This window comes from Streptomyces sp. NPDC043876 (assembly GCF_056435825.1).
In genome coordinates this window covers 331349-355616 of the sequence record NZ_JBWKDV010000007.1, presented here as the reverse complement: position 1 = coordinate 355616, position 24268 = coordinate 331349, and the positions used below count along the sequence as shown (strand labels likewise).

Genomic DNA, 24268 nt, shown 5'->3' with positions numbered 1-24268 from the left:
CCGGTGACCCGGGCTCAGTGCGTATCGGCGATGTGCTGCGTACCGATCCGCTTGCGGAACACCCAGTAGGTCCAGCTCTGGTAGAGCAGGACGAGGGGAGTCGCCACGCCCGCGCACCAGGTCATGATCTTGAGGGTGTAGGGCGTGGACGAGGCGTTGGTGACCGTGAGGCTCCAGGCATCGTTCAGCGAGGAGGGCATGACGTTCGGGAAGAGCGTCAGGAACAGCATGGCGACCGCGGCCGCGATGGTGATCCCGGACAGCGCGAACGACCAGCCTTCGCGGCCCGCCAGGTTGCAGCCGAGCGCCCCGAGGAGCGCGAGCACCGCGACGGCCATCGCGACCAGGCTCGCGGTGTCGCCCCGGGAGACCTGGGTCCACACCAGAAAGACGAGCGCGAGTACCGCGGTCACCACACCGAGCCGGGTCGCCAGCTTCCGCGAGCGGTCCCGGATGTCACCCACCGTCTTGAGCGAGGTGAAGACCGCGCCGTGGAAGGTGAACAGGGTGAGGGTGACCAGGCCGCCGAGGATCGAGTAGACGTTGAGCAGATCGAAGAGGGTACCGACGTATTCCTTGTGCTCGTCGATCTTCACGCCGCGCGTGATGTTGGCGAAGGCGACGCCCCAGAGGAAGGCGGGGATCAGGGAGGTCCAGAAGATGGCGTGTTCCCAGTTGGACTGCCACCGGTCCTCGGGCCTCTTGTGCCGGTACTCGAAGGCCACGCCGCGGATGATCAGGCAGAGCAGGATGAGCAGCAGCGGCAGGTAGAAGCCGGAGAAGAGGGTGGCGTACCAGTCCGGGAAGGCGGCGAAGGTCGCACCGCCGGCGGTGAGGAGCCAGACCTCGTTGCCGTCCCAGACCGGTCCGATCGTATTGATCAGGACCCGCTTCTCCGTGCGGTCGCGAGCCAGCAGCTTGGTCAGGACGCCGACTCCGAAGTCGAAGCCCTCCAGGAAGAAGTAGCCGGTCCAGAGGACGGCGATGAGCACGAACCAGACGTCATGGAGTTGCATGGTGTGGTCTCCCCGGCCTCAGTACGAGAAGGCCATCGGCCGGTCGGCGTCGGCGTGGTCGCCGCCGATCCTGGTGGGCGGGTTGAGGTCGGCCTCGGTCAGCTCCGGCGGACCGGCCTTGACGTACTTCACGAGGAGCTTGACCTCGATCACGGCGAGGACGGCGTAGAGCGCGGTGAAGACGGCCATCGAGGTGATCACCTCGCCCTGCGAGACCGTCGGCGAGACGGCGTCGGCGGTGCGCAGGACTCCGTAGACGGCCCAGGGCTGGCGGCCCATCTCGGTGAAGATCCAGCCCCAGCAGTTGGCGATCAGCGGGAAGCCGAGCGTCCAGACCGCACCGAGCCAGTAGAGACGGGTCAGCCGCGGGCTCAGGGCGCTCTTGAAGAGGACCAGGTGCGGCCGCTCGTCCTCACCCGTCCGCAGGGCCGGTGGGAGCATGAACTTCCGTCGGGTCAGCCAGAGCCCCACCGCGCCGAGGGCGAAGGACGCCATGCCGAAGCCGATCATCCAGCGGAAGCCCCAGTACGCGACGGGGATCGCGGGCCGGTAGTCACCGGGACCGTACTTCTCCTGCTCGGACTTGTTGACGTCGTTGATGCCCGGGACGAACGAGTCGAAGTTGTTGTCGGCGAGGAAGGACAGGACGCCGGGGACCTCTATGGCGACCTTGTTGTGGCCCTTGTCGACGTCCCCGTAGGCGAAGATCGAGAAGGGCGCGCTCCGCTCCCCGTCCCACAGCGCCTCCGCGGCGGCCATCTTCATCGGCTGCTGCTTGAACATCACCTTCGCGAGGGTGTCGCCGCTGATCGCGGTGAGCAGGCCCCCGATGACGACGGCGATCAGGCCGAGGCGCAGCGAGGTCCGCATCACGGGGATGTGGTTCTTGCGCAGCAGGTGGAAGGCGGCGATGCCGACCATGAAGGCGCCGCCGGTCAGCAGGGCGGCCGTCAGGGTGTGGAAGACCTGGCTGAGCGCGGTGTTCTGGGTCAGCACGAGCCAGAAGTCGGTCAGCTCGGCGCGGCCGGTCTCCTTGTTGAAGCGGTACCCGACGGGGTGCTGCATCCAGGAGTTGGCCGCGAGGATGAAGTAGGCGGACAGGATGGTGCCGATCGACACCATCCAGATGCAGGCGAGGTGGATCTTCTTGGGCAGCTTGTCCCAGCCGAAGATCCACAGACCGATGAAGGTCGACTCGAAGAAGAAGGCGATGAGCGCCTCGAAGGCCAGCGGGGCGCCGAAGACGTCGCCCACGAACCGCGAGTAGTCGGACCAGTTCATGCCGAACTGGAACTCCTGGACGATGCCGGTGACGACACCCATCGCGATGTTGATCAGGAAGAGCTTGCCCCAGAACTTGGTGGCCTTGAGGTACTTCTCCTTGTCCGTTCGCACCCATGCCGTCTGCAGGACCGCGACGAGCGCGGCGAGCGAGATCGTCAGGGGGACGAAGAGGAAGTGGTAGACGGTGGTGATGCCGAACTGCCACCGCGCCAGGGTCTCCGGTGCCAAAGCCAGGTCCACGTCGTCTTCTCCTTCGCGTCGGCGTGGTCACCGCTGCTGCGTGCGTCTCACAACCACCCATCCAGGGAGGAAGGGGATGCGCTTGTGAACGCGTTCACATTCACAAGCATTATGTCGCACAGGTGTGGGACCGCGCCGAGGGGGGTCCCCCTAGCCAACATCTTCAACAGATTGTTGAATGCCGCCCATGCAGATACGGATTTCCTGGCCCTCCGGCCAGCTCACCGCGACCCTCGACGACACCCCGACCGCCAAGGCCCTGACGCAGGCCCTGCCGATTTCCGCCTCCGCCAACCTCTGGGGCGAGGAGGTCTACTTCGACACCGGCGTCTCGGTCGCGCTCGAGGAGGACGCCCGGCAGGTCGTCGAACCGGGCACGGTCGCCTTCTGGACCGAGGGCGACGCGCTCGCGCTCCCCTACGGCCCCACGCCCATCTCACGGGGAGGCGAGAGCCGCCTGGCGAGCCCGTGCAACATCCTGGGCTCGTTCGACGGCGACCCCCGCCTGCTGGCCACCGTCCGCGAGGGCGACCCCGTCCGCGTGGAACTGGCGTAAACCGCGCCGCGCCCCACCAGCCCCTTCGGCCACCTCGGCATCCAGGGCTCCTACAGCTCCTACAGCCCTACAGCTCCTTGAAGAACGCCTCTGCCGTGTGCAGGAAGAGGTCGTTCGCCTCGGTCTCACCGATCGTGACCCGCAGGCCCTCACCCGCGAAGGGCCGGACCACCACACCGGCCTTCTCGCAGGCCGCCGCGAAGTCGGCGGTGCGCTCGCCCAGCCGCATCCACACGAAGTTGGCCTGGGTCTCGGGAACCACCGACCAGCCCTGGGCGATGAGCGTCTCGTACACCCGCGTCCGCTCCCCGAGGAGCGAGCCCACCCGGCCCAGCAGCTCGTCCTCGGCCCGCAGCGAGGCGACCGCCGCGTCCTGCGCGAGCTGACTCACGCCGAAGGGAACCGCCGTCTTGCGCAGCGCGGCGGCCACCGGCTCGTGCGCCACGGCGAACCCGACCCGCAGGCCGGCCAGGCCGTACGCCTTGGAGAAGGTGCGCAGGACCGCGACGTTCGGCCGGCTCCGGTAGATCTCGATCCCGTCCGGCACCTCGGTGTCGCGCACGAACTCGCGGTAGGCCTCGTCCAGCACCACCAGGACGTCCGCGGGCACCCGGTCCAGGAACCGCTCCAGCTCCGCACGGCGCACGACGGTGCCGGTGGGGTTGTTGGGGTTGCACAGGAAGATCAGCCGGGTGCGCTCGGTGATCGCGTCCGCCATCGCGTCCAGGTCGTGCACGTCACCCGGGGTCAGCGGGACCTGGACCGAGGTCGCGCCCGAGATCTGGACGATGATCGGGTACGCCTCGAAGGAGCGCCAGGCGTAGATGACCTCGTCGCCCGGACCGGCGGTCGCCTGGATCAGCGACTGCGCCACACCGACCGACCCGGTGCCCGTCGCCACGTGTTCGACCGGTACCCCGAAGCGCTCCGCGATCTCGTTGACGAGCGCCGTGCAGGCCATGTCGGGGTAGCGGTTGAAGTCCCCGGCGGCCGCGACGACGCTTTCGAGCACCCCCGGCAGCGGCGGGTAGGGGTTCTCGTTGGAGGACAGCTTGTACGCCACCGGGCCTCCGGCGGCGGCGGGCTTCCCCGGCTTGTACGTGGGAATGCCATCCAGCTCGGCGCGCAGCCTCGGGCTCTTCTCGCTCACCGCAGGTCCTCCTCGACCATCCCGTGCAACTCAATACTGCTCACCTTATGAGGATTCCGTCGTCCCGAGAATGGTGGGCGCCAGGAAAGAGGGGGAGCGCGTGCATATATGCGTGCGCCGGTGGCCTGCGCCGTGGCGCGCGTCCCTCGTGCAGGTGAGTTGAGACCGGTCCGAGACCTCATCACTTTGGCATGCTCGGACCCGACGACAAGCGCCACGATCACTTACGGCTACCAAATGCCTTGTATTCCAAGGTCATTTGGGGTGGCGCACCATGCAGAAACGTGTCTGTCAACGCCTGCATATGCATACGGACCAACCAGGCCCCCGAGCCCTACTATCGGCTCGCCATGACAGCAGCAGGGAAGCATCAGGTGAGCCGGACCGAGACCCCCCGGCGGACCGCGGGCCGTCCGGGCCGCGCGGGAATCAGGGACGTGGCCGCCGCGGCCGGCGTCTCGATCACGACCGTCTCCGACGCGCTCAATGGCAAGGGGCGGCTCCCGGACGCCACCCGCCGCCACGTCCGCGAGGTGGCCGACCGGCTGGGCTACCGCCCGTCCGCCGCCGCCCGAACCCTCCGTACCGGCAAGTCCGGCCTCATCGGCCTGACCGTGACGACGTACGGGGATGAACCTTTCACCTTCACCGAGTTCGCCTACTTCGCCGAGATGGCCAGAGCCGCCACCTCCGCCGCGCTCGCGCGCGGCTACGCCCTGGTCATCCTCCCCGCCACCTCCCGGCACGACGTGTGGTCGAACGTCGCGCTCGACGGGACCGTCGTCATCGACCCCTCCGACCACGACCCCGTCGTCACCGAGCTGGTCCGCCAGGGCCTGCCGGTGGTCTCCGACGGCCGCCCCGCCGGCACCCTCCCCGTCACGGCCTGGGTCGACAACGACCACGAGGCCGCCGTCCTCAACCTGCTCGACCACCTCGCCGCCGCGGGAGCCCGGCGCATCGGACTCCTCACCGGCACCACCACGGACACCTACACCCGGCTCTCCACCACCGCCTACCTCAGCTGGTGCGAGCGCGTCGGCCAGGACCCCGTCTACGAGTCCTACCCCGCCCACGATCCGTGCGCCGGAGCCGTGGCGGCCGACCGGCTGCTCGCCCGGCCCGACCGCCCCGACGCCGTCTACGGACTCTTCGACCCCAACGGCACCGACCTGCTGGCCGCCGCGCGGCGCTACGGCCTGCGGGTGCCCGAGGACCTCCTGCTCGTGTGCTGCAGCGAGTCCACCGTGTACGCCTCCACCGAACCCCCCATCACCACCCTCTCCCTCAAACCGCGCCGCATCGGCACCGCCGTCGTGCAGTTGCTCATCGACGCGATCGAGGGCGTCGACACCGGACGACCCGTCGAACAGGTGGTCCCGACCGAACTGATCGTCAGAACTTCGTCACAGCGCAGGCAGCCGCGCACCACCGTCAGTCCGCCCCGATCCCCGTCCGGAGACTGACCTCCGGGTATTTCCGCACCATCCCGCAACACGCATATCGGTTGAAAACGGTAGGAAGGGTCGGCTCCGGCCAGGATTCACCACCCCTGGTGCGTCACAGAGCGCGAGCCGCATTCCTATGATGGGCGCACGACATCACGGACCCTCCGATCCTGGAGGTCAGGAGGGTCCGCAGATGTACGGCAGCGCGACGGTGGTGGAGGGGTCGATGACTCAGGGGGCCGGTCAGGGACCCGCGATGCGGACGGAGACGCTGCGGGACTTCCGGGTTCCGGCCGCCCCTCCCGTCGCGTACGGCACGGACGCACCCACGCCCGCGGTACCCGGCGAGGTGCCCGTCTACGGCGAGTACCCGGCGTACTACGACGAAGGCGCGTCGGTGCCGCCGCCGCGGCCCGCCTACGCCCCCACCCCGGTGCACGCTCCCGGTCCGCCCCCCGCGCCGGACGCGGGCCCGCCCGGCGGCACGGCGGCGCCCGTACACGCGGAACAGCACGGTCCCTCCGAGCCGGCCGCGGAGTCCGAGGACTACACGCCCACGCAGCGCGACCTCCCGATCATCAGCCGCGGCGGACCGGGCGACACCGTCCAGGTCCAGTACGTCCCCCAGGACGCCCCCGCCGACGGGCCCGGGCCGCTCTACGTCGTCGGCGACGTCCACGGCTACCTCGACGAGCTGATCGCCGAACTGCACGCCCAGCACCTGATCGACGCCGACGGCCGGTGGTCCGCCGGGAACGCGCGCCTGTGGTTCCTCGGCGACTTCACGGACCGCGGTCCCGACGGCATCGGCGTGATCGACCTCGTCATGCGGCTCTCCGCCGAGGCCGCGGCCGCGGGCGGGTACTGCAAGGCCCTCATGGGCAACCACGAACTCCTGCTCATCGGAGCCAAGCGGTTCGGCGACACCCCGGTCGTGTCCGGCGCGGGCACCGCCAGCTTCCAGGCCGCCTGGCTGCTCAACGGCGGCCAGCGCACCGACATGGAGCGCCTGCAAGACGTACACCTGCAGTGGATGTCGCGGCTGGACGCGGCCGCCCTGGAGGACGGCCACCTGCTGCTGCACTCCGATACCACCGCCTACCTCGACTACGGCGACTCCATCGAGGACGTCAACGACAAGGTCCACGAACTGCTCAACCAGCACGACGCGGACGAGACGTGGGACCTGTTCCGCAAGTTCACCAAGCGCTTCGCCTTCCGCGACCAGGAGACCGGCCCCCAGGCCGTGCGCGAGCTCCTCGGCACCTACGGCGGCGGGCGCGTGGTGCACGGGCACAGTCCGATCCCGTACCTGCTGGGCGAAGTGGGGACCGAGGACGGCGAGCGCACCCACGGTCCGGAGACCATCGACGGCCCCCACGTCTACGCGGAGGGCCTCGCCATCGCCATGGACGGGGGGGTCACGATGGCAGGGAAACTGCTGGTCGTACAACTCCCGTTGACCGACTGAGGGTTCCTGGAGCAGGGTATTTCGGAAAGCCCCTGTCACCGCGTGGCGGGGGCGTTCTACCATCGCACTATCCGTAGCAGGCTCTCCTCCGTTTGTGCCGGTGCCCGGTCCACACGGGCTCACCGGTCTCCACGGAGCATCGGGGGATGCACATGACCAGCGCTCCGCACCTGCTGACCGAAGACCGACCGGAGTTCGATCGGATCCTCGACGAGGCGCTGCGCACCGCGCACGAACGGCCCGAACTCGCGACGCTCGGCGAACGACTGAACGCCGAACAGTTGCGCACCATGGCCCTCGATGCCAGTGCGCTGCTGACGGCCGCCGCCGCGGCCGAGTACGACCACTACGTGAAGATCCGCGGTGAGCTGCGCGACGAGACGGCGGCCACGCATGCCCACGCGCCGGACGACGACACGAGCGGTGGCGGCGCGGGGGTGGGCGCCGTGGTGGCGGTCCTGGCACCGGTGCTGGCCGGCACCGCCATGCTCATCTTCCTGCTGGTCGGCTACACCCTGAAGATGATCGAGCCCGAACCGGCCTTCGCGGAAACCATGCTGACGGCGGGTTGGCTCTTCGGCGCCCTCACGGCGGCGGCGATCCTGATCGCCGCGATCGGTCTGCTGGTCACCGCGGTCCGCAACAGCGCGACCGAGGTGACGGTGGACGTGGCGGAGACCGTCCCCGACGAGGTTTCGCGCGCCCGGGAGGCGTGGCGGCACGCACTGCTGGAGCGGGGCATCATGCCGTTCCTCCAGGACGCGCTGGCGGATCCCAGTGCCGGGACCGGCTCTCCGATACCGCGCCGCCGGCCCCGGCGCATCCCGCAACTGGGCTACAGCGCTCCCGATTTCAGCAGCCCGGGAAGTTCCGAGAGCCCCCATCCCGGCTATACGCCGCCGGACTTCACGAGTCCCGACTTCGGCGGACCGGAGCACGAGCCGAGCTGATGCCGCAGGGGTGGATGTTTCACGTGAAACACGACGGCGCGTGGAACACGGAGGACAGGCACCCGGCGCCCGGCGCCGTTCCCGAGGCGGACCGACCTCGGGGACGACGCCGGGCCATCCGTGTCAGTCGGCCAGCGGCAGGTAGACGCGGTTGCCCGCCGCGGCGAACTCGGCGGACTTCTCCGCCATGCCCGCCTGGATCTCGTCCGCCTTCAGGTCCCCGCCGTGTTCGCGACGGATGTCCTGCGAGATCTTCATCGAGCAGAACTTCGGGCCGCACATGGAGCAGAAGTGCGCGGTCTTGGCGGGCTCGGCCGGAAGGGTCTCGTCGTGGAACTCGCGCGCCGTGTCGGGGTCGAGGGCCAGGTTGAACTGGTCCTCCCAGCGGAACTCGAAGCGCGCGTCGGACAGCGCGTCGTCCCATTCCTGAGCGCCGGGGTGCCCCTTGGCCAGGTCGGCGGCGTGCGCGGCGATCTTGTACGTGATGACACCGGTCTTGACGTCGTCACGGTTGGGCAGACCCAGGTGCTCCTTGGGCGTCACGTAGCAGAGCATCGCGGTGCCCCACCAGGCGATCATCGCCGCGCCGATGCCCGAGGTGATGTGGTCGTACGCGGGAGCGACGTCCGTGGTCAGCGGGCCCAGGGTGTAGAAGGGGGCCTCCTCGCAGATCTCCTGCTGGAGGTCGATGTTCTCCTTGATCTTGTGCATCGGGACGTGACCCGGGCCCTCGATCATGGTCTGCACGTGGTGCCGCTTGGCGATGGTGTTCAGCTCGCCCAGCGTCTTCAGCTCCGCGAACTGCGCCGCGTCGTTGGCGTCGGCGATGGAACCGGGGCGCAGGCCGTCACCCAACGAGTAGGTGACGTCGTACGCGGCCAGGATGTCGCAGAGTTCCTCGAAGTTCGTGTAGAGGAAGTTCTCCTTGTGGTGCGCGAGGCACCAGGCGGCCATGATCGAGCCGCCGCGGGAGACGATCCCCGTCTTGCGGCGCGCGGTCAGCGGCACGTACGGCAGCAGCACGCCCGCGTGGACGGTCATGTAGTCGACGCCCTGCTCGGCCTGCTCGATGACCGTGTCCTTGTAGATCTCCCAGGTCAGCTCCTCGGCCCGGCCGTCGACCTTCTCCAGCGCCTGGTAGAGCGGAACGGTGCCGATCGGGACGGGGGAGTTGCGCAGCACCCACTCGCGGGTGGTGTGGATGTTGCGGCCGGTGGAGAGGTCCATGACCGTGTCGGCGCCCCACTTGGTGGCCCAGGTCATCTTGTCCACCTCCTCCTCGATCGAGGAAGTGACGGCGGAGTTCCCGATGTTGGCGTTGACCTTCACCAGGAAGCGCTTGCCGATGATCATCGGCTCGATCTCGGGGTGGTTCACGTTCGCGGGCAGGACCGCGCGGCCTGCCGCGATCTCCTCGCGGACGACCTCGGGGGCGACGTTCTCGCGGATCGCCACGTACTCCATCTCCGGGGTGATCTCACCGCGGCGGGCGTACGCGAGCTGGGTCACGGCCTGGCCGCCGCGGCCCCGGCGGGGCTGGCGGGGGCGGCCGGGGAAAACGGCGTCGAGGTTCTTGAGGCCGCCGCGGGGCGAAGTGTGCTTGATGCCGTCGTCCTCGGGGCGCACAGGGCGGCCCGCGTACTCCTCGGTGTCACCGCGGCCGATGATCCAGTTCTCGCGCAGCGGTGCCAGACCCCGGCGGACGTCGGTCTCGATCTGCGGGTCGGTGTACGGGCCGGACGTGTCGTAGAGCGTCACGTCCTTGCCGTTGGTGAGGTGGACCTGGCGGACCGGCACGCGCAGGTCGGGGCGGGAACCCGCGACGTACCCCTTGTGCCAGCCGGGCTGGCGCTCTTCCCGACCGTCGCTGTCCTGGCTGACGGCAGGCGTGTGTGCGTCCTGAATGGTCATGAGACCTGATCTCCCTACGCCGGCATTACCCGGTAACAGGTTCGGCGGTCGACGCAGCCTCTTCCCGTACGTGTCCACGTACGGTGATCAGCGCCCTCTCAGCCCGGTGCTCCGAGCTCCCGCGTTGTGCAAAGGTGCCCCCACGCTAGCGTCATCCCTGGCGTGCTGAACAGTGGGCCCCCTCATCTCTTGCGATGATCAGTCGGTGACGTCCTCGCCGCAGCCCCCCATCGAGCCCACGGAACCCACGGATCACACGGGTCACGCCCACGCCCGCCACGGGTCGCCGCACGAGGCCTCCCCCGGACCGTCCCACGGGCACTCCCACTCCCACGGTCACGGACCGGCAGCTCCCGTTTCGAAGCACCTGCGCAAGGTCATCGCGGCGGTCCTGATCCCCTTCGCCGCCGCCGTCCTGGTCGGCATGGTCGTCCTGTGGCCGGGTGGCGCCCCCGCCCACGAGCGCACCGGCGTGGGTTTCGACCGCCAGACCCAGCAGGGCGCGGTGGTGTCGATCGAGCGGGTCGACTGCAAGTCCGTCAACGCCGCCCAGGTCCCGCTCCCTTCCGACGCCCCCCGGAGCGGTGCGGCCGAGGCCGCCCGGGCAGGCGACTGCAAGAAGGCGACAGTGAAGATCTCCACCGGCCCCGATCAGGGACGCACCTTCGTGGAGATCGTCCAGCCGGGCGCGCCGCGGCAGTTGGAGGACGGCCAGGAAGTCGTGGTCGCCTACGCGCCGGCCGCCCCCCGCGAACTGCAGTACTCCGTCATCGACGTGAACCGGAAACTCCCGCTGGCGCTGCTGGCCGGCATCTTCGCCCTCGCGGTCGTGGTGGTCGGCCGGATGCGCGGGCTGTTCGCGCTGATCGCGCTGGCCGTCAGCTTCTCCGTGCTGACGCTCTTCATCCTGCCCGCCATCCTCCAGGGCTCGAACCCGCTGGTCGTGGGCGTCGTCGGAGCCAGCGCCATCATGCTGATCGCGCTCTACATGTGCCACGGCCTGACCGCCAGGACCTCGGTCGCCGTCCTCGGAACCCTGGTCTCACTGCTGCTGATCGGGCTGCTGGGCTCGGTGTTCATCGGCTGGGCGTTCCTCAGCGGCAACACCGACGACAACACCGGCCTGATCCACGGTCTCTATCCGCACATCGACATGAGCGGCCTGCTGCTCGCAGGGGTGATCATCGGATCGCTGGGCGTCCTCGACGACGTGACGGTCACCCAGACGTCCGCGGTCTGGGAACTCCACCAGGCCGACCCGACGATGGGTCCCCGCGCGCTGTACCGGGCGGCGATCCGGATCGGGCGCGACCACATCGCGTCCGTGGTCAACACGCTGGTCCTCGCCTACGCGGGCGCGGCGTTGCCGTTGCTGCTGCTGTTCTCCATCGCGAACAGCAGTGTGGGAACGGTGGCCAACAGCGAGCTGGTGGCCGAGGAGATCGTACGGACGCTCGTGGGCTCGATCGGTCTGGTCGCCTCGGTCCCGGTGACCACGGCACTGGCCGCACTGGTCGTGTCCGCCGACCGGTCGGGATCCCCGGCTGCCACGGCGGCCTCGGGGCCGAGCCGCGGAGGACGCGGTCGTCGACGTAAGCGGTGACACTGTGTGATGGCATTCAGCCCGCGTTCTGCTCGTTCTGCCGGGCCTCGGCGAGGATCTTTTCCAACGCCTCCTCCAGGTTTTCCTCGAAATCACCGAGGTTGCGCTCCTGACCGAGCGGCACGATGCGGTCCGTGCGGTCGAGGAACGCCACCAGCGGCGCCGCGCTCGCCCGGAACAGGGCCCGGTCGGCGCCGACCTGGAGCCGGATGTGCACGTCCGACAGCTCCTCCGGTTCGGTCGGAGCGATGTGCACATCGCCGTCACCACATGCCTTGTTGATGCCGTCCAGCAGCAGTTCGCGGCCGAATGCCCAGGTCACGGGCGCGTCGCCGGGGAGGTGGAACGTCAGGCGCACCGCGTAGGGGTCACGCGCCTCGTACCGCAGCTCCACCGGGATCCGGAAAGCGAGCTCCTCCGAAACGAGGAAGCTCATCATGACCTCTGCCTGTACCGATTCGCGCATTGCCTACCCCGCTGTCGTGGAAGTGGCCAGGAATGGTCCCTCAAGGCCCTCTTGACAAGAGTGGTGTAAGCGCTTGCAGATCACAAGGAGTGAGTTTTCAGATACTGATAGAGAACGAGAGGCTACTCAACAGCGCGCCTACTTCACTCCGTAGCCGAGCGAGCGCATAGGGCAACCGGCCTTCGAGGTGCAACGGAAGAGAAATCGCCAAGGTCGCGACGATGTCTCCGGCCGTGATCGGGATCGCCGCACACACCGTGCCGAGGGAATACTCCTGACGCTCCGTAACCGACTGCATCCGGCCGAGCGAGTCGATCCGCTGCTCGAGAGCGTGCATGTCCGAAACCGTGTACGGGGTGACGGGCTGGACCGGATGGCGGTCGTAATGGTCCTTGCGCGCCTTCTCGTCGAGCTGTGCCAGCAGGCACTGGCCGATGGCGTGCGCGTGGCCTGTCTCGCGGAAGGCGGCCCACTCCTCGCAGGCGGGGCCGGCCGGGGTGTCCGAAACACCCACGACCTCGATCTCACCGTCGCGGTAGACCGCGAAGTAGACGGGGGCTCCGACCGTCTCGCGGAAATGCGCGAGCGAGTCCAGGATCATGGTGCGACGTTTCTGCTCAAGCCCGCCACCAGCCAGTCGCCCCACGGCTTCCCCCAGGACGAACACTCCGCCCTCCCGGCGCAGATAACCCTCGTGCGTCAGGGTCCGCAGTAGGTGGTAGGCGGTGGCGAGCGGGAGACCGGCCTCGCGCGCCAGTTGCTTCGCCGGAGCTCCCTCGCTGTGGGAACCCACCGCTTCGAGCAGCCGCAGAGCACGCTGTACCGAGCCGATCAGTGTCGGCACACCGGCATTGTGAACCGATGGCAAAGCTCACCCCCAGGCGTGGCGGCGGGCCTTGGGGGCGGCCCGCCCGCGGGGGCCGCCCCCGCGTGTCCGCGCTTCCTGGGGGTCGCACTCGGCTGTACGTGAAATCACCGCGGGTCAGGGCGGATTACCGGCTTCAGCTCCCAGGGAACGGCACGGATTTTTCACTGTATCCGCCACGCCCCGGCGTGTGCGCGGTGTTCCGGTTCCCGTCCCTCACCTGGGTTAATCCGCCGCGTGGCGGGTTGCTACCACTCGCTCGACGAGGACTTGGAACCGCCGGTGACCTTCTTGACGACGAAGACCAGACCCGCGACCAGGCCGACGAAGAGCAGCACGTTGAAGAGCAGGTGGATCAGCGTTCCCAGGATGCTGGTGACCACACCGCCGAAGACGAACAGCGCCAGCAGCGGAACGGCGACCCACTTAACCCACCAGGGCATACCTGCGAATGTCTCCCGGATGCCGTCCATGTCCCAACCTCTTCCTGGTCCGTTGCTTCCTGCCTCCGATGCTAGGAGCCGGGGGAACGCAACGGGGGCCGCTGAGCCCTTGGAGTCCCCTGACCCGCCCCCTAGGGGCTCCGGGCCCGTGGAACACCGGGGACTCGGGGGTCACCCGGCCCCGGAGCCGGCTCGGCCCTCCGGCGGCGAGAAGACCACCAGCACCTTCAGGTCCTCGGTGATGTGGTGGAAGCGGTGCGGGACCCCGGCCGGGACGTAGACCACGCCGCCGCGCGCGACCGTCGTCGTCTCCTCCCCGACGGTGATCGACGCCCGCCCGCTGACGACGAAGTAGACCTCGTCCTGGGCGTGCGGCTGCTGGGGATCACTCTGCCCGGCGTCCAGCGCGTACAGCCCGACGGACATGTTCCGTTCGCGCAGGAACTGGAGGTAGGCGCCGTCATTGGCCAGTCGCTCGGCCTCGAGTTCGTCCAGCCGGAATGCCTTCATCGTCCTTGCGCCCCTTGTGCTCTTTCATGCCTGTCATCCGCTGTCGCGCTGATGTCCCAGCCGGATCTTCTCTGCAACGATCAGACACATGACGAATTTCGTAGTCAAGACGCTCGCCAACGCCGCGGCCCTGGCCGTGGCGATCTGGCTGGTCGCGGACATCACGCTCAACGACGGCAGCAGCATGGGTCACCGGACCCTCACCCTGATCCTGGTCGCCCTCGTGTTCGGCCTGGTCAACTTCCTCGTCAAGCCGGTGGTGAAGCTGTTCTCGCTGCCGCTGTTCATCCTTACGCTGGGCCTGTTCACCCTGGTCGTGAACGCCCTGATGCTGCTGCTGACCTCCTGGCTGGCCGGAAAGCTCGGCCTCAGCTTCCACGTCGAGGGCTTCTGGACGGCCGTGGTCGGCGCTCTGATCATCTCCATCGTCTCCTGGGCCGTGAACCTGGTCCTCCCTGACAAGGACTGAGCGGGCTCGCCCGGCAGCCATCCGTACCGCGCTGAAGGAGCACACCCCGTGAACCCCCACGACCGAGCCGGCCTCGGTGACGGCACCCGGGCCGTACGCGCCGGACTGCCCGATCCCGTGAAGAACGAACCGACGCTGCCGGGCCCGGTCTTCGCGGCCCACTTCCACCTGCCCGGCGATGTCGAAGGGCCCTACACCTACGGCCGCGACACCAACCCGACCTGGACCCTCCTCGAACGCGCCATCGGGGAACTGGAAGCGCCGGGCGAGGAGGTGGACACGGTCGTCTTCGCCTCCGGCATGGCGGCGGTCTCCGCCGTCCTGCTCTCCCAGACCCGCGCCGGGGACACCGTCGTCCTGCCGGACGACGGGTACCAGGCCCTGCCGCTCGTCCGCGCCCAGCTGGAGGCGTACGGAGTCCACGTGCGCACCGCCCCGACCGCCGGGGAGGCCCAGCTCGCGGTGCTCGACGGGGCCCGGCTGCTCTGGATCGAGAGCCCGTCCAACCCGGGGCTCGACGTCTGTGACGTACGGCGGCTGGCGGAGGCGGCCCACGCCGGCGGCACGCTGGTCGCCGTGGACAACACCCTGGCCACCCCGCTCGGCCAGCGGCCGCTGGCCCTCGGCGCGGACTTCTCCGTCGCCAGCGGCACCAAGGGGCTGACCGGCCACGGTGACGTCCTCCTCGGATACGTCAGCTGCCGCGACCCCGAACTCGCCGCCCGGGTCCGCCAGTGGCGCAAGGTCGTCGGCGCGATTCCGGGGCCCATGGAGGCCTGGCTGGCCCACCGCTCCCTGGCCACCCTCCAGCTGCGCACCCTGCGCCAGTGGGACAACGCACTGGCCGTCGCCGAGGCGCTGGCCGGCCGCGGCGATGTCACGGGCCTGCGCTACCCGGGACTGCCCGCCGACGCCTCCCACGCGACGGCCGGCCGGCAGATGTCGGGTTACGGCTCGGTGGTCTCCTTCACCCTGGCCGACCGGAGCCGCGCCGAACGCTTCATGAGCGCCCTGCACCTGGTGGAGGACGCCACGAGTTTCGGCGGTGTCCGCTCCACGGCCGAGCGGCGCGGCCGCTGGGGCGGCGACGCCGTTCCCGACGGCTTCATCCGCTTCTCCGCAGGGGCCGAGGACACCGATGACCTCGTCGCCGACGTGCTGCGGGCCCTGGACACCGCGGCTTCCGGCAGGTCGGGCGGGACCGGGACCCCGGGGAACCGCGACGCCTGAACCACCCGGGTGCAGGTGGTCCGGGCCGCCCCCGGCGGCCCGGACCACCTGCTCGGCGCCGCGGCGTTTCAAAAGCGGAGTCCTGGGCCACGCTTCACCCATGACCGAACGTCCTGTGGTCAAACGCACCGCCCGCGCGATCCTGCTCGACGGTGACGATCTGATCCTGATCAAACGCACCAAGCCCGGCGTCGATCCGTACTGGCTCACCCCCGGCGGCGGAGTGGAGTCCACGGACGCCACCGTCGTCGACGCCCTGCACCGCGAAGTCCACGAGGAACTCGGAGCCAAGATCACCGATGTGGTGCCCTGTTTCGTCGACACCGTCGAACACATCGCCGAAGCAGGAGTGACCGGCGTCAAGGTGCAGCACTTCTTCGTCTGCCACCTCGAATCGATGGACCCCAGCCAGCGTCACGGACCCGAGATCGATCAGCCCGAAGGCGAGTACGAGATCGTCAGGGTGCCGTTCAGCCGTGTCGGCATCGCCGCCGTCCACCTCGTCCCGCTGTCCCTGCGGCACTACCTCGACGGCAACATCGAGGGCGTCCGCGCCATGCACGCCGCCGACCTGGGCTGAGCCGCTCCGGTGGGGGCCCACGGCTCAGCCGGAGACCCCCACCGGCTCCTCGACCGAGTCGTACCGGATCCGGTCCCCCGGGATCCCGATCCGCTTCAGGGCGTCCACACCACTGCGGATCATCCCCGGCGGACCCGAGATGAAGGCGTCGTACGAGTTCCAGGGCCCGTGCTCACCGGCTGCCTGCGGCAGCTGCCCGGCCAGCCCGTCGCACACCACGGGCCGCACCGACAGCCACGGGTGCGAGCGCTGCAGACCCAGCAGCGTGTCCTTGTCGTAGAGGTCGTCGTCGCTGCGCGCCCCGAAGAACACTTCCATCGGGCGCCGCTCGCCGTGCCCCGCCACGTCCTCGATCAGCGCCTTGATCGGGGCGATTCCCGTACCACCGCCCAGGCACAGCATGCCGTTGTCGGTGGAGTGGTCGACCACCATCGAGCCCGCCGGCGGCCCCAGTCGCAGGACATCGCCGGGACGGGCGTGGCGCACCAGCGCGTTGGACACCCACCCCGCGGGGACGGCCTTGACGTGGAAGGACAGCAGCCCGTCGGCGCGCGGCGCCGACGCGAAGGAGTAGTGCCGCCACACCCGGGGCCACCAGGGAGTCTCCAGACTCGTGTACTGGCCCGCCAGGAAGGTGTAGGGCTGATCCGGACGGACCGTCAGTACGGCGATGTCCGGGGTGCGCAGGTCGTGCGAGACCACTTCGGCCTGCCAGAACGCGGGGGCCTTCCGTTCGTCGTCCGCCGCGGCATCGATCATGATCTGGGAGATCGCGGTGTACGCCCGCACCCAGGCGGCTTCCGCCTCCGGGCCCCAGCTCCGCTCGGCGTACCGGGCCAGCGCGCCGATCAGCGCCTCGCCGATGATCGGATAGTGCCCGGCCATGGTGCCGTACTTGCGGTGACCGGCGCCCAGCCGGCTCAGAAAAGGGGTGAGCACCTGCGGATCGTCGATGTGCTCGGCCGCCGTGAGCAGGGCCTTCAACAGCCTGTCCCGCTGCAGGTCCATGGCCACGGGGAACATCGACCGCAACTCCGGATGACCCGTGAAGACCAGGGCGTAGAAGTACGACGTCACCTTGTCGGCTATGGGACCGATCTCGGTGAGGGTCTGACGGATGAGCACGGCATCGGAGGAGGGCTCGGTCACGCCGCCCCCGGAGGGTATTGCGTCGGTCCCCCATCTGGCCGATCTGGTGGGCGGAGCGTCCATGCGGTGCCTCGCTTCGAACATCTCGGACGGTGTGCACGCGCCACGGCCTTGAATCCGTGGTTCCGGGCTTCGCAGCATGCCAGCCGAAAGAACGGCTTGCGGAGAAATGCGGAAATTCCGCAGTTCGAACCGGCGCCCGCCTTAAGATGCCCCGACTTCGGGCAAGGATGCCACCACTTCGGGGACGAGCGGCGCCGCGCCGACGAGCCGGTACGCCGCACGAAGGTCCCGGCCCTCGTAGACATGGGTCGCGAGGGCGGCCACGTGGGGCCGCGCATTGACCGCCACCGAAACCGGCAACACCCCGAACAGCACCGCGTCGGTCATGGAGTCCCCGTAGACGACACAGTCGCTCCGGCTCACCCCGAACTGCGCGCAGAGGCGGTCCGCCACCTCCAGCTTGCCCTCCGGGGTCAGGATCCCCGTCACGTCCACGGCCCGGGTGAACGGGACCTCGGGGAAGACGGAACCGTGCGCGGCGTGCGCGCCCCACTCCAGCAGGAGTTCCACGAAGAACGACGGTGACAAGGACACGACCGCGCAGTACTCCCCGCGCTCCCGGATCTCCTGCCAGACCTCGCGGATGCCCTCGATCCAGGGCGCTCCGTCGAACGCGGCCCGCACGTGAGCAGGGGTCAGTCCCGCCCAGAGGGCGTGCACGCCCACCGCGAATTCCGGCGGTCCGATCTCCCGCGCGCTGAACGCGCGCTCCAGCTCGGCGATCTCGGCACCGAGCCCGAGCTGACGGGAGATCTCGACGGGCGCCGCCGAGCCGAACATCAGCGTGCCGTCGAGGTCGAAGAGGTGGAGACGTGTCATGAGAGCCGAGGCTAGCCTGTCGGTTTCACGTGAAACAGCTGCTGGTTTCACGTGAAACAGCGCGTTTCACGTGAAACAACGGCCGGTTTCACGTGAAACATCCGCCTCCAAAACCTCTGGACGCTCCCCGTCCGGTGATCCACGCTGGGTCGGTGACACCACCACAGCTCATCGATCTACCGATCCGCGCACTGACCCTGGACGATCTCCGGTACTGCGCCGACCTCTCCCAAGACCGCGGCTGGCCCCGCGAGGACCACAAGTGGGGTCTGCTCCTCGCAGCGGGAGACGGGTACGGGGTCGACGCCCCCGACGGCCAGGGACTCGCGGCCGCGTGCGTCGTCACCCGGTACGGACAGACACACGACACGGCGGAGCTGGCCGCCATCGGCATGGTCCTCATCGCCGAGCGGTACTCCCGTCAGGGCCTGGGCCGCCGCCTGATGACGTACGTCTGCGACGACGTCCTCAAGGGCATCCCGCTCACCCTGAACGCCACTCCGTACGGCCGTCCCCTCTACGAGGAGCTCGGCTTCGACGCCACCGGCCGGGGCGAGATGCTGGCGGGCAGCTTCCGGCCCGGCCCGGCAGCGTCCGGCGCGGATGCCCACCAGGTCCGTCCGGCCACCGCGGAAGACCTCCCGCGCATCCTGCGGCTGGACGCGGAGATCTTCGGCGCCGACCGGACCCACATCATCGTCCGGCTGCCCGCCTTCGCGGACCGGCTCGCCGTCGCCGAGGACCACACCGGCGAACTCGTCGGGTACGCCGCCATCTGGCCGAACATGGAGACGCACGTCATCGGCCCTCTGATCGCGCGCGACACCTCCGGTGCCCAGGCGCTCGTCACGGCCCTCGCGGCGACCACCGATCGCCCCCTGCGCACGGACATCGACGTACGCCACGAGGAACTGCGCGACTGGCTCAAGGACCGCGGACTCGACTCCATCACCTACAACACCGTCATGACCCGGGGACTCCCGGATCTGCCCGGAGACTGGACCCGTCGCTGGGCCCCGCTCACCGTGGCCGCGGGCTGAGAGAGGACTGCTCCATGACCGACCCGACCGCACTGGACATCCGGCCCGCCACCGAGGCCGACCTCCCCGACATCGTCGCGATGCTCGCCGACGACCCGCTCGGAGCCACCCGGGAATCCCCGGACGACCTCAGCCCGTACATCGCGGCCCTCAAACGGCTCACCGACGACCCGAACCAGCACCTGGTGGTCGCCGTTCGCGCAGAGCGGGTGGTCGGCACCCTCCAGCTGACCGTCATCCCGGGCCTGTCCCGCAAGGGTTCGACCCGTTCCATCATCGAAGGCGTCCGTGTGCACGCCGATGAACGCGGCAGCGGACTGGGCACCCGCTTCATCGAATGGGCGATCGAGAAGTCCCGGGCGGAGAACTGCCAGCTCGTGCAGCTCACCTCCGACGTCACCCGTACCGATGCGCACCGGTTCTACGAGCGGCTCGGCTTCGTCGCCTCGCACGTGGGCTTCAAGTACCAGCTCTGACCGAGGTCGGCACACGGCCGATGGCCGGGCCCCTGTCGGTGGCCCGGCCTACCATCCCGAGGATGAGCCGCAGCCTCCCCCTCGTCACCACCGCCGACCGCCGTCACCGGCTCGGCCGTCGGCACCGTCTCGCGCCCTCCACCCGCGCCACCACGGTGGCGGAAGCGGCGGACGCCGTGGTCGCCCTGCACGCCACCGACGCGGCGACCGTCTTCCTCTCCGCCCGCGCGCGCCTGGTCAACTGCGGGCCCGACACCATCGAGCAGGCCCTCTACGAGGACGTGAGCCTCGTCCGCCTGCTCAGCATGCGCAACACGCTCTTCGCCGTCTCGCGGGAGTGCGCCCCCTACGTCGACTCCTCCACGGCGCGGGCGATCGCCCTCAAGGAGCGGCGCAGCCTGCTCAAGCACCTCGCGGAGGACGGCCAGGGACTGGACGCCGAGTGGCTCGCCGGTGTGGAGGCCGCGGCCCTCGCCGCCCTGGACGCCCACGGCCCCTCGACAGGAAGCCAACTCTCCGCCGCGGTGCCCGCCCTGCGCCAGAAGATCACCGTCGGACGCGGAAAGAAGTACGAGGCGGAGACCGGCGTGACCACCCGGGTGATCCGGCTGCTGGCCGCCGACGGGCGCATCCGCCGGGACCGGCCCCGTGGTTCCTGGACGTCCAGCCAGTACCGCTGGGTCCACACCGAGCCCTGGGCGCCCGTCCCCGCGGCCGAGGCACGCGCGGAACTGGCCCGGCGCTGGCTGTACGCCTACGGACCGGCCACCGAGGCCGACCTCAAGTGGTGGACCGGGTGGAACCTCTCGGACGTGCGCAAGGCCCTCGCCGCCGCCGGGACCGAAGAGGTACGTCTCGACGACGGCGGGACCGCTCTCGTCGCCGCCGCAGACTCCGGGCCCGAGGCGGCGCCCGAGCCCTGGGCAGCCCTGCTGCCCGCGCTCGACCCCAGTGGCATGGGGTGGGCCGACCGCCGCTTCCAGCTCGATCCGGCCCACCGCACCGCCCTCTTCGACTACGCCGGGAACATCGGTCCCACGGTGTGGTGGAACGGCGAGATCGTGGGGGGTTGGGCCCAACGGGCGGACGGAGAGGTGGTCTGGAAGCTGCTGGAGGACCGGGGCCGTGCGGCCGAGCGGGCGGTCACCGCCGAGGCGCAGAGGCTGGCCCGGTGGGTGGGCGACGCACGCGTCACCCCGCGCTTTCGCACCCCACTGGAACGCGAACTCGTCGGCTGATCAGCCGACGCCCCGCCACCCCTGGGGGTCGACGCCCCCGGGGACCGGCGCGGCCGGATCGTAGGGCACCCGCGTGAAGACGAACGACCCGATGTCCAGGTGGCTCACCGTTCCGTCCGCCCGGCGCACCGCGCGCAGGGTCTCGCCGGCGTGGTAGCCGCTCACTCCGATCCAGTTCCCGTCACCGGCGGCCCGGAAGCGGGCCGCCCGTCCGGTCGCCGCCACGGGACCGAGCGCCAGACTTCCGTCCGCGTTCAGCCGGAGCACGTGCGGGGCCGTGCCCCAGTACCAGGGGCCGGTCAGCTCCAGAGCCACCTCATCGGCCTCCCGGAAGGGCTTCCAGGGCTCCGGGATCCGCGGCTCCGCGTCTGCCACGATGCCCAGCAGTTCGGCGGCGAGCAGGGAGACCGGCAAGCCGGAGGTGCCGTTCGCCAGGGCGACCACGGCGAGGTCGTCCGTCTCGCTCGTCCACAGGCAGGCGACGAAGCCCGGGAGCGAGCCGCTGTGCCCCGCCAGGGAGCGCCCGCCGGAAGCCATCAGTTGCATGCCCAGGCCGTACCCGCCCTCCGCGACGCCCGGCTCGGGCGGCGAGGCCGCCGTCCGCATCTCGCGCACCGTCTCCGCGACCAGCACCCGCTCGTCGCCCCGCATGAGGAAGACGGCGAACCGAGCCAGATCCCGGGCCGTGGACCAGAGCTGCCCGGCGGGCGCCATGAGCCCCAGGTCTTCCAGGGGCTCCGGCAGCATCACGTCCGCCCAGGGGTGCACGGCCCAGCCGCCCGCGTGCGGGGCCTGCGGATGCACACTGGTCCGCTCCAGCCCCAGCGGCCGCAGCACCTCGTCGTGGAGCACCTCGGCCCACGGCTTCCCGCGCACCGCCTCCACCAGCGAACCGAGCAGGGTGTACCCCGGGTTGGAGTAATGGTGGCGCCGGCCGGGCACGTGCCGGAACGGCTCCTCCCCCAGGACGTCCGCCAGCTCGGGCCGCAGCGCGCCCGGGGTGCGCTCCCACCACGGAGCCGGAGTTTCCGCCGCCAGCCCACCCGTGTGGGCGAGCAGCTGAGCGATGGTCACCTCGCCCGCCCCCGTGCCCGGGAGGTGCTTCTCCAACGGGTCCTCGAGGTTCAGCAGGCCTTCGTCGCGCAGCCGCAGCACGAGCACGGCGGTGAAGGTCTTGCTGATCGAACCCACCCGGTACTGCACGTCACCGTCGGGCCCGTGCCCGTCCACACAACTGCGGGAGCCCTCCCACACGATCTCGTCGCCGCGGACCACCGCGGCCACGAGCGACGGCACCCGTCCCTCGCTCTGGGCGACGGCGATGCGGTGCAGCAGTGCCCGCCGGGTCGAAGGGAGCAGGTCCCGCTCGTCGGACGTACCTGCCGCGCCGAACGGACCTGCTGTGTCTGCTGTACCTGCGGAAGTCATGATCCGACTCTAGGTGTTGGCCATGTCCACGAACCGCGAATAGTGGCCCTGGAAAGCGACCGTGATCGTCGCCGTCGGACCGTTGCGGTGCTTGGCCACGATCAGGTCCGCCTCTCCGGCCCGGGGGGACTCCTTCTCGTAGGCGTCCTCGCGGTGCAGCAGGATCACCATGTCGGCGTCCTGCTCGATGGAGCCGGACTCTCGCAGGTCGGAGACCATCGGCTTCTTGTCGGTGCGCTGTTCGGGACCACGGTTCAGCTGGGACAGCGCGATCACCGGCACCTCCAGCTCCTTGGCCAGCAGCTTGAGGTTTCGGGACATGTCCGAGACCTCCTGCTGGCGGCTCTCGGGACGCCGGGAGCCGCCGGACTGCATGAGCTGCAGGTAGTCGATGACGACGAGTGACAGATCGTTTCGCTGCTTGAGCCGGCGGCACTTCGCACGGATCTCCATCATCGACAGGTTGGGGGAGTCGTCGATGTACAGCGGGGCGGCGGAGACGTCCGGCATCCGGCGGGCCAGCCGGGTCCAGTCGTCGTCGGTCATGGTGCCCGAGCGCATGTGGTGGAGCGCGACCCGGGCTTCCGCCGAGAGGAGGCGCATGGCGATCTCGTTGCGTCCCATTTCGAGGGAGAAGATCACGCTGGGCAGGTTGCTCTTGATGGAGCAGGCACGGGCGAAGTCCAGGGCCAGGGTCGACTTGCCCATGGCCGGGCGGGCCGCGATGACGATCATCTGGCCGGGGTGCAGCCCGTTCGTCAGCGAGTCCAGGTCGGTGAAGCCGGTGGGCACACCGGACATCTGCCCGCTGCGCGAGCCGATGGCCTCGATCTCGTCGAGGGCGCCCTCCATGATGTCGCCGAGCGGCAGGTAGTCCTCGGAGGTCCGCTGCTCGGTGACGGCGTAGATCTCGGCCTGAGCACTGTTGACGATCTCGTCGACGTCCCCGTCGGCCGCGTATCCCATCTGCGTGATCTTCGTGCCCGCCGCGACGAGCCGTCGCAGGACGGCCCGCTCATGGACGATCTCCGCGTAGTACTCCGCGTTGGCCGCCGTCGGCACGGACTGGACCAGCGTGTGGAGGTACGAGGCACCGCCGACCTTGCTGATCTCGCCGCGCCGGGTCAGCTCCGCGCCGACCGTGATGGGGTCGGCGGGCTCTCCCTTCGCGTACAGGTCGAGGATCGCCTGGTAGATCGTCTCGTGGGAGGGGCGGTAGAAGTCGTGCCCCTTGAGCACCTCGACCACATCGGCGATCGCGTCCTTCGAGAGCAGCATGCCGCCGAGGACCGACTGCTCGGCGTCGAGGTCCTGGGGCGGGACCCGCTCGAAGCCACTGCCGCCGCCGTCCCAGGAACCGCCCTCGCGGCCCCGCTCGGGCTGATCGTCCCCGCGGCCGCGGCCTTCGCCACCACGGCGCGGACGGGCGGGCAGACGGTCACCTGGACCGCTGTCGGCCCAAGGGTCGTCCATGGGCTCGGGACTGCTCACCGGGCCGCCTCCTCCCGTCCGCAAAGCGGACCTTGCCGTGCCGACTCTTTCTACGACACGGCTCTGACATTTGGGGCGCCCGGACCGGCTCTCGGCGCGTCGGGCAACGCACCACGGTAGAGCCGCCGGCGACGTCAGCCAATCTTGTTATCCACAGGCTGTGTGGATGAGATGTGGATGACGGGCCCAATGCTGTGGGTAACTCCCCGGAAGCTGTGTACGGACCGGGGGACGGAGCTGTGGACAAAATCACCCGACCCACCCCGTGACCCCATCTGACCTGCCCTTTCATCTTTCACGGCCTGTGGGGAAGAAAATTCTTCGCCTCCGTTCCGAGATCGCCTCCAAAGGGGTGGGAAGAACACCCAAGTC

At 69.5% G+C, this 24268-nt stretch carries 23 protein-coding genes; 11 read left to right on the top strand and 12 right to left on the bottom strand.

All coding sequences use genetic code 11. From position 1 onward, the window contains the following. Positions 1-14: 14 nt before the first annotated feature. Together cydB and AC0693_RS23395 are read right to left on the bottom strand one after the other, a co-directional pair. Positions 15-1016, bottom strand: coding sequence for a cytochrome d ubiquinol oxidase subunit II (gene cydB, locus AC0693_RS23400; RefSeq protein WP_468466986.1), 1002 nt, complete (start codon positions 1014-1016; stop codon positions 15-17). 18 nt (positions 1017-1034) lie between these two features. Continuing rightward, a complete protein-coding gene (locus AC0693_RS23395; RefSeq protein WP_356403270.1) occupies positions 1035-2540 on the bottom strand; it encodes a cytochrome ubiquinol oxidase subunit I in 1506 nt (501 codons plus the stop codon). A gap of 187 nt (positions 2541-2727) precedes the next feature. Here AC0693_RS23395 and AC0693_RS23390 point away from each other — a divergent pair, with 187 nt between their 5' ends. Continuing rightward, the gene (locus AC0693_RS23390) at positions 2728-3096 is read left to right on the top strand and encodes a cyclophilin-like fold protein (RefSeq protein ID WP_356403267.1); all 369 of its coding nucleotides are present in this window, start codon (positions 2728-2730) and stop codon (positions 3094-3096) included. Positions 3097-3163: 67 nt separating this feature from the next. Here the strand turns inward: AC0693_RS23390 and hisC are convergent, their stop codons facing one another. Continuing rightward, entirely contained in the window at positions 3164-4246 is a 1083-nt protein-coding gene (hisC, locus tag AC0693_RS23385) for a histidinol-phosphate transaminase (protein ID WP_356403264.1), read from the bottom strand. A 350-nt stretch (positions 4247-4596) separates the two neighbouring features. Here hisC and AC0693_RS23380 point away from each other — a divergent pair, with 350 nt between their 5' ends. The 3 genes from AC0693_RS23380 to AC0693_RS23370 all read left to right on the top strand — a co-directional run bounded on the left by AC0693_RS23380 (position 4597) and on the right by AC0693_RS23370 (position 8115). Continuing rightward, positions 4597-5712: a LacI family DNA-binding transcriptional regulator gene (locus tag AC0693_RS23380; RefSeq protein WP_356403261.1), complete on the top strand. Its 1116-nt coding sequence runs from the start codon at positions 4597-4599 to the stop codon at positions 5710-5712. 175 nt (positions 5713-5887) lie between these two features. After that, on the top strand, positions 5888-7165 hold the full coding sequence (locus AC0693_RS23375) for a metallophosphoesterase (protein ID WP_469319619.1): 1278 nt from the start codon (positions 5888-5890) through the stop codon (positions 7163-7165). 146 nt (positions 7166-7311) lie between these two features. Next, entirely contained in the window at positions 7312-8115 is an 804-nt protein-coding gene (locus AC0693_RS23370) for a hypothetical protein (RefSeq protein ID WP_478802760.1), read from the top strand. Between the two features lie 123 nt (positions 8116-8238). Here the strand turns inward: AC0693_RS23370 and thiC are convergent, their stop codons facing one another. Next, on the bottom strand, positions 8239-10026 hold the full coding sequence (gene thiC, locus AC0693_RS23365) for a phosphomethylpyrimidine synthase ThiC (RefSeq protein ID WP_356403255.1): 1788 nt from the start codon (positions 10024-10026) through the stop codon (positions 8239-8241). Between the two features lie 205 nt (positions 10027-10231). Here thiC and AC0693_RS23360 point away from each other — a divergent pair, with 205 nt between their 5' ends. After that, positions 10232-11629, top strand: a complete 1398-nt coding sequence (locus AC0693_RS23360) for a YibE/F family protein (protein WP_469331027.1) — start codon at positions 10232-10234, stop codon at positions 11627-11629. A 16-nt stretch (positions 11630-11645) separates the two neighbouring features. On the opposite strand, the gene AC0693_RS23355 is transcribed toward AC0693_RS23360, so the two are convergent. From AC0693_RS23355 to AC0693_RS23340, 4 genes are all read right to left on the bottom strand, one after another. Next, positions 11646-12095: an SsgA family sporulation/cell division regulator gene (locus AC0693_RS23355; RefSeq protein ID WP_356403249.1), complete on the bottom strand. Its 450-nt coding sequence runs from the start codon at positions 12093-12095 to the stop codon at positions 11646-11648. A 97-nt stretch (positions 12096-12192) separates the two neighbouring features. Next, positions 12193-12930 (bottom strand): IclR family transcriptional regulator, encoded by a 738-nt coding sequence (locus AC0693_RS23350; RefSeq protein ID WP_478802838.1) that lies wholly within the window; start codon positions 12928-12930, stop codon positions 12193-12195. 278 nt (positions 12931-13208) lie between these two features. Next, positions 13209-13433, bottom strand: coding sequence for a DUF5326 family protein (locus AC0693_RS23345; protein ID WP_356403246.1), 225 nt, complete (start codon positions 13431-13433; stop codon positions 13209-13211). A gap of 141 nt (positions 13434-13574) precedes the next feature. Continuing rightward, entirely contained in the window at positions 13575-13913 is a 339-nt protein-coding gene (locus AC0693_RS23340) for a cupin domain-containing protein (RefSeq protein WP_478802759.1), read from the bottom strand. A gap of 88 nt (positions 13914-14001) precedes the next feature. On the opposite strand from AC0693_RS23340, the gene AC0693_RS23335 reads away from it, so the two are divergent. The 3 genes from AC0693_RS23335 to AC0693_RS23325 all read left to right on the top strand — a co-directional run bounded on the left by AC0693_RS23335 (position 14002) and on the right by AC0693_RS23325 (position 16192). Next, on the top strand, positions 14002-14382 hold the full coding sequence (locus AC0693_RS23335) for a phage holin family protein (protein ID WP_356403243.1): 381 nt from the start codon (positions 14002-14004) through the stop codon (positions 14380-14382). Between the two features lie 48 nt (positions 14383-14430). Then, a complete protein-coding gene (locus tag AC0693_RS23330) occupies positions 14431-15612 on the top strand; it encodes a cystathionine gamma-lyase (RefSeq protein WP_478802758.1) in 1182 nt (393 codons plus the stop codon). A gap of 100 nt (positions 15613-15712) precedes the next feature. After that, positions 15713-16192, top strand: coding sequence for an NUDIX hydrolase (locus AC0693_RS23325; protein WP_356403238.1), 480 nt, complete (start codon positions 15713-15715; stop codon positions 16190-16192). Positions 16193-16216: 24 nt separating this feature from the next. Here AC0693_RS23325 and AC0693_RS23320 read toward each other — a convergent pair whose 3' ends face one another. Further along, positions 16217-17527, bottom strand: a complete 1311-nt coding sequence (locus AC0693_RS23320) for a globin domain-containing protein (RefSeq protein ID WP_468467212.1) — start codon at positions 17525-17527, stop codon at positions 16217-16219. 18 nt (positions 17528-17545) lie between these two features. Then, the gene (locus AC0693_RS23315; protein ID WP_478802757.1) at positions 17546-18223 is read right to left on the bottom strand and encodes an HAD family hydrolase; all 678 of its coding nucleotides are present in this window, start codon (positions 18221-18223) and stop codon (positions 17546-17548) included. 152 nt (positions 18224-18375) lie between these two features. Between AC0693_RS23315 and AC0693_RS23310 the strand changes: the two genes are divergently transcribed. From AC0693_RS23310 to AC0693_RS23300, 3 genes are all read left to right on the top strand, one after another. Continuing rightward, a complete protein-coding gene (locus tag AC0693_RS23310; protein WP_469315962.1) occupies positions 18376-19263 on the top strand; it encodes a GNAT family N-acetyltransferase in 888 nt (295 codons plus the stop codon). A 14-nt stretch (positions 19264-19277) separates the two neighbouring features. Continuing rightward, positions 19278-19739 (top strand): GNAT family N-acetyltransferase, encoded by a 462-nt coding sequence (locus AC0693_RS23305; protein WP_469315963.1) that lies wholly within the window; start codon positions 19278-19280, stop codon positions 19737-19739. A 62-nt stretch (positions 19740-19801) separates the two neighbouring features. Continuing rightward, the gene (locus AC0693_RS23300; RefSeq protein WP_469315964.1) at positions 19802-20977 is read left to right on the top strand and encodes a winged helix DNA-binding domain-containing protein; all 1176 of its coding nucleotides are present in this window, start codon (positions 19802-19804) and stop codon (positions 20975-20977) included. On the opposite strand, the gene AC0693_RS23295 is transcribed toward AC0693_RS23300, so the two are convergent. Both AC0693_RS23295 and dnaB read right to left on the bottom strand, forming a co-directional pair. Then, positions 20978-22405, bottom strand: coding sequence for a serine hydrolase domain-containing protein (locus tag AC0693_RS23295; protein ID WP_478802756.1), 1428 nt, complete (start codon positions 22403-22405; stop codon positions 20978-20980). It lies immediately after the preceding gene. Between the two features lie 9 nt (positions 22406-22414). Beyond that, positions 22415-23878, bottom strand: coding sequence for a replicative DNA helicase (gene dnaB / locus AC0693_RS23290; RefSeq protein WP_469316101.1), 1464 nt, complete (start codon positions 23876-23878; stop codon positions 22415-22417). Positions 23879-24268 lie beyond the last annotated feature (390 nt).

Excerpts from the sequence above, each read along its gene's own strand:
- cydB (WP_468466986.1), bottom strand. The coding sequence starts at position 1,016 with ATGCAACTCCATGACGTCTGGTTCGTGCTCATCGCCGTCCTCTGGACC.
- AC0693_RS23390 (WP_356403267.1), top strand. The coding sequence starts at position 2,728 with ATGCAGATACGGATTTCCTGGCCCTCCGGCCAGCTCACCGCGACCCTC.
- AC0693_RS23380 (WP_356403261.1), top strand. The coding sequence starts at position 4,597 with ATGACAGCAGCAGGGAAGCATCAGGTGAGCCGGACCGAGACCCCCCGG.
- AC0693_RS23375 (WP_469319619.1), top strand. The coding sequence starts at position 5,888 with ATGTACGGCAGCGCGACGGTGGTGGAGGGGTCGATGACTCAGGGGGCC.
- AC0693_RS23370 (WP_478802760.1), top strand. The coding sequence starts at position 7,312 with ATGCACATGACCAGCGCTCCGCACCTGCTGACCGAAGACCGACCGGAG.
- thiC (WP_356403255.1), bottom strand. The coding sequence starts at position 10,026 with ATGACCATTCAGGACGCACACACGCCTGCCGTCAGCCAGGACAGCGAC.
- AC0693_RS23355 (WP_356403249.1), bottom strand. The coding sequence starts at position 12,095 with ATGCGCGAATCGGTACAGGCAGAGGTCATGATGAGCTTCCTCGTTTCG.
- AC0693_RS23345 (WP_356403246.1), bottom strand. The coding sequence starts at position 13,433 with ATGGACGGCATCCGGGAGACATTCGCAGGTATGCCCTGGTGGGTTAAG.
- AC0693_RS23340 (WP_478802759.1), bottom strand. The coding sequence starts at position 13,913 with ATGAAGGCATTCCGGCTGGACGAACTCGAGGCCGAGCGACTGGCCAAT.
- AC0693_RS23335 (WP_356403243.1), top strand. The coding sequence starts at position 14,002 with ATGACGAATTTCGTAGTCAAGACGCTCGCCAACGCCGCGGCCCTGGCC.
- AC0693_RS23325 (WP_356403238.1), top strand. The coding sequence starts at position 15,713 with ATGACCGAACGTCCTGTGGTCAAACGCACCGCCCGCGCGATCCTGCTC.
- AC0693_RS23315 (WP_478802757.1), bottom strand. The coding sequence starts at position 18,223 with ATGACACGTCTCCACCTCTTCGACCTCGACGGCACGCTGATGTTCGGC.
- AC0693_RS23305 (WP_469315963.1), top strand. The coding sequence starts at position 19,278 with ATGACCGACCCGACCGCACTGGACATCCGGCCCGCCACCGAGGCCGAC.
- AC0693_RS23300 (WP_469315964.1), top strand. The coding sequence starts at position 19,802 with ATGAGCCGCAGCCTCCCCCTCGTCACCACCGCCGACCGCCGTCACCGG.
- AC0693_RS23295 (WP_478802756.1), bottom strand. The coding sequence starts at position 22,405 with ATGACTTCCGCAGGTACAGCAGACACAGCAGGTCCGTTCGGCGCGGCA.
- dnaB (WP_469316101.1), bottom strand. The coding sequence starts at position 23,878 with ATGGACGACCCTTGGGCCGACAGCGGTCCAGGTGACCGTCTGCCCGCC.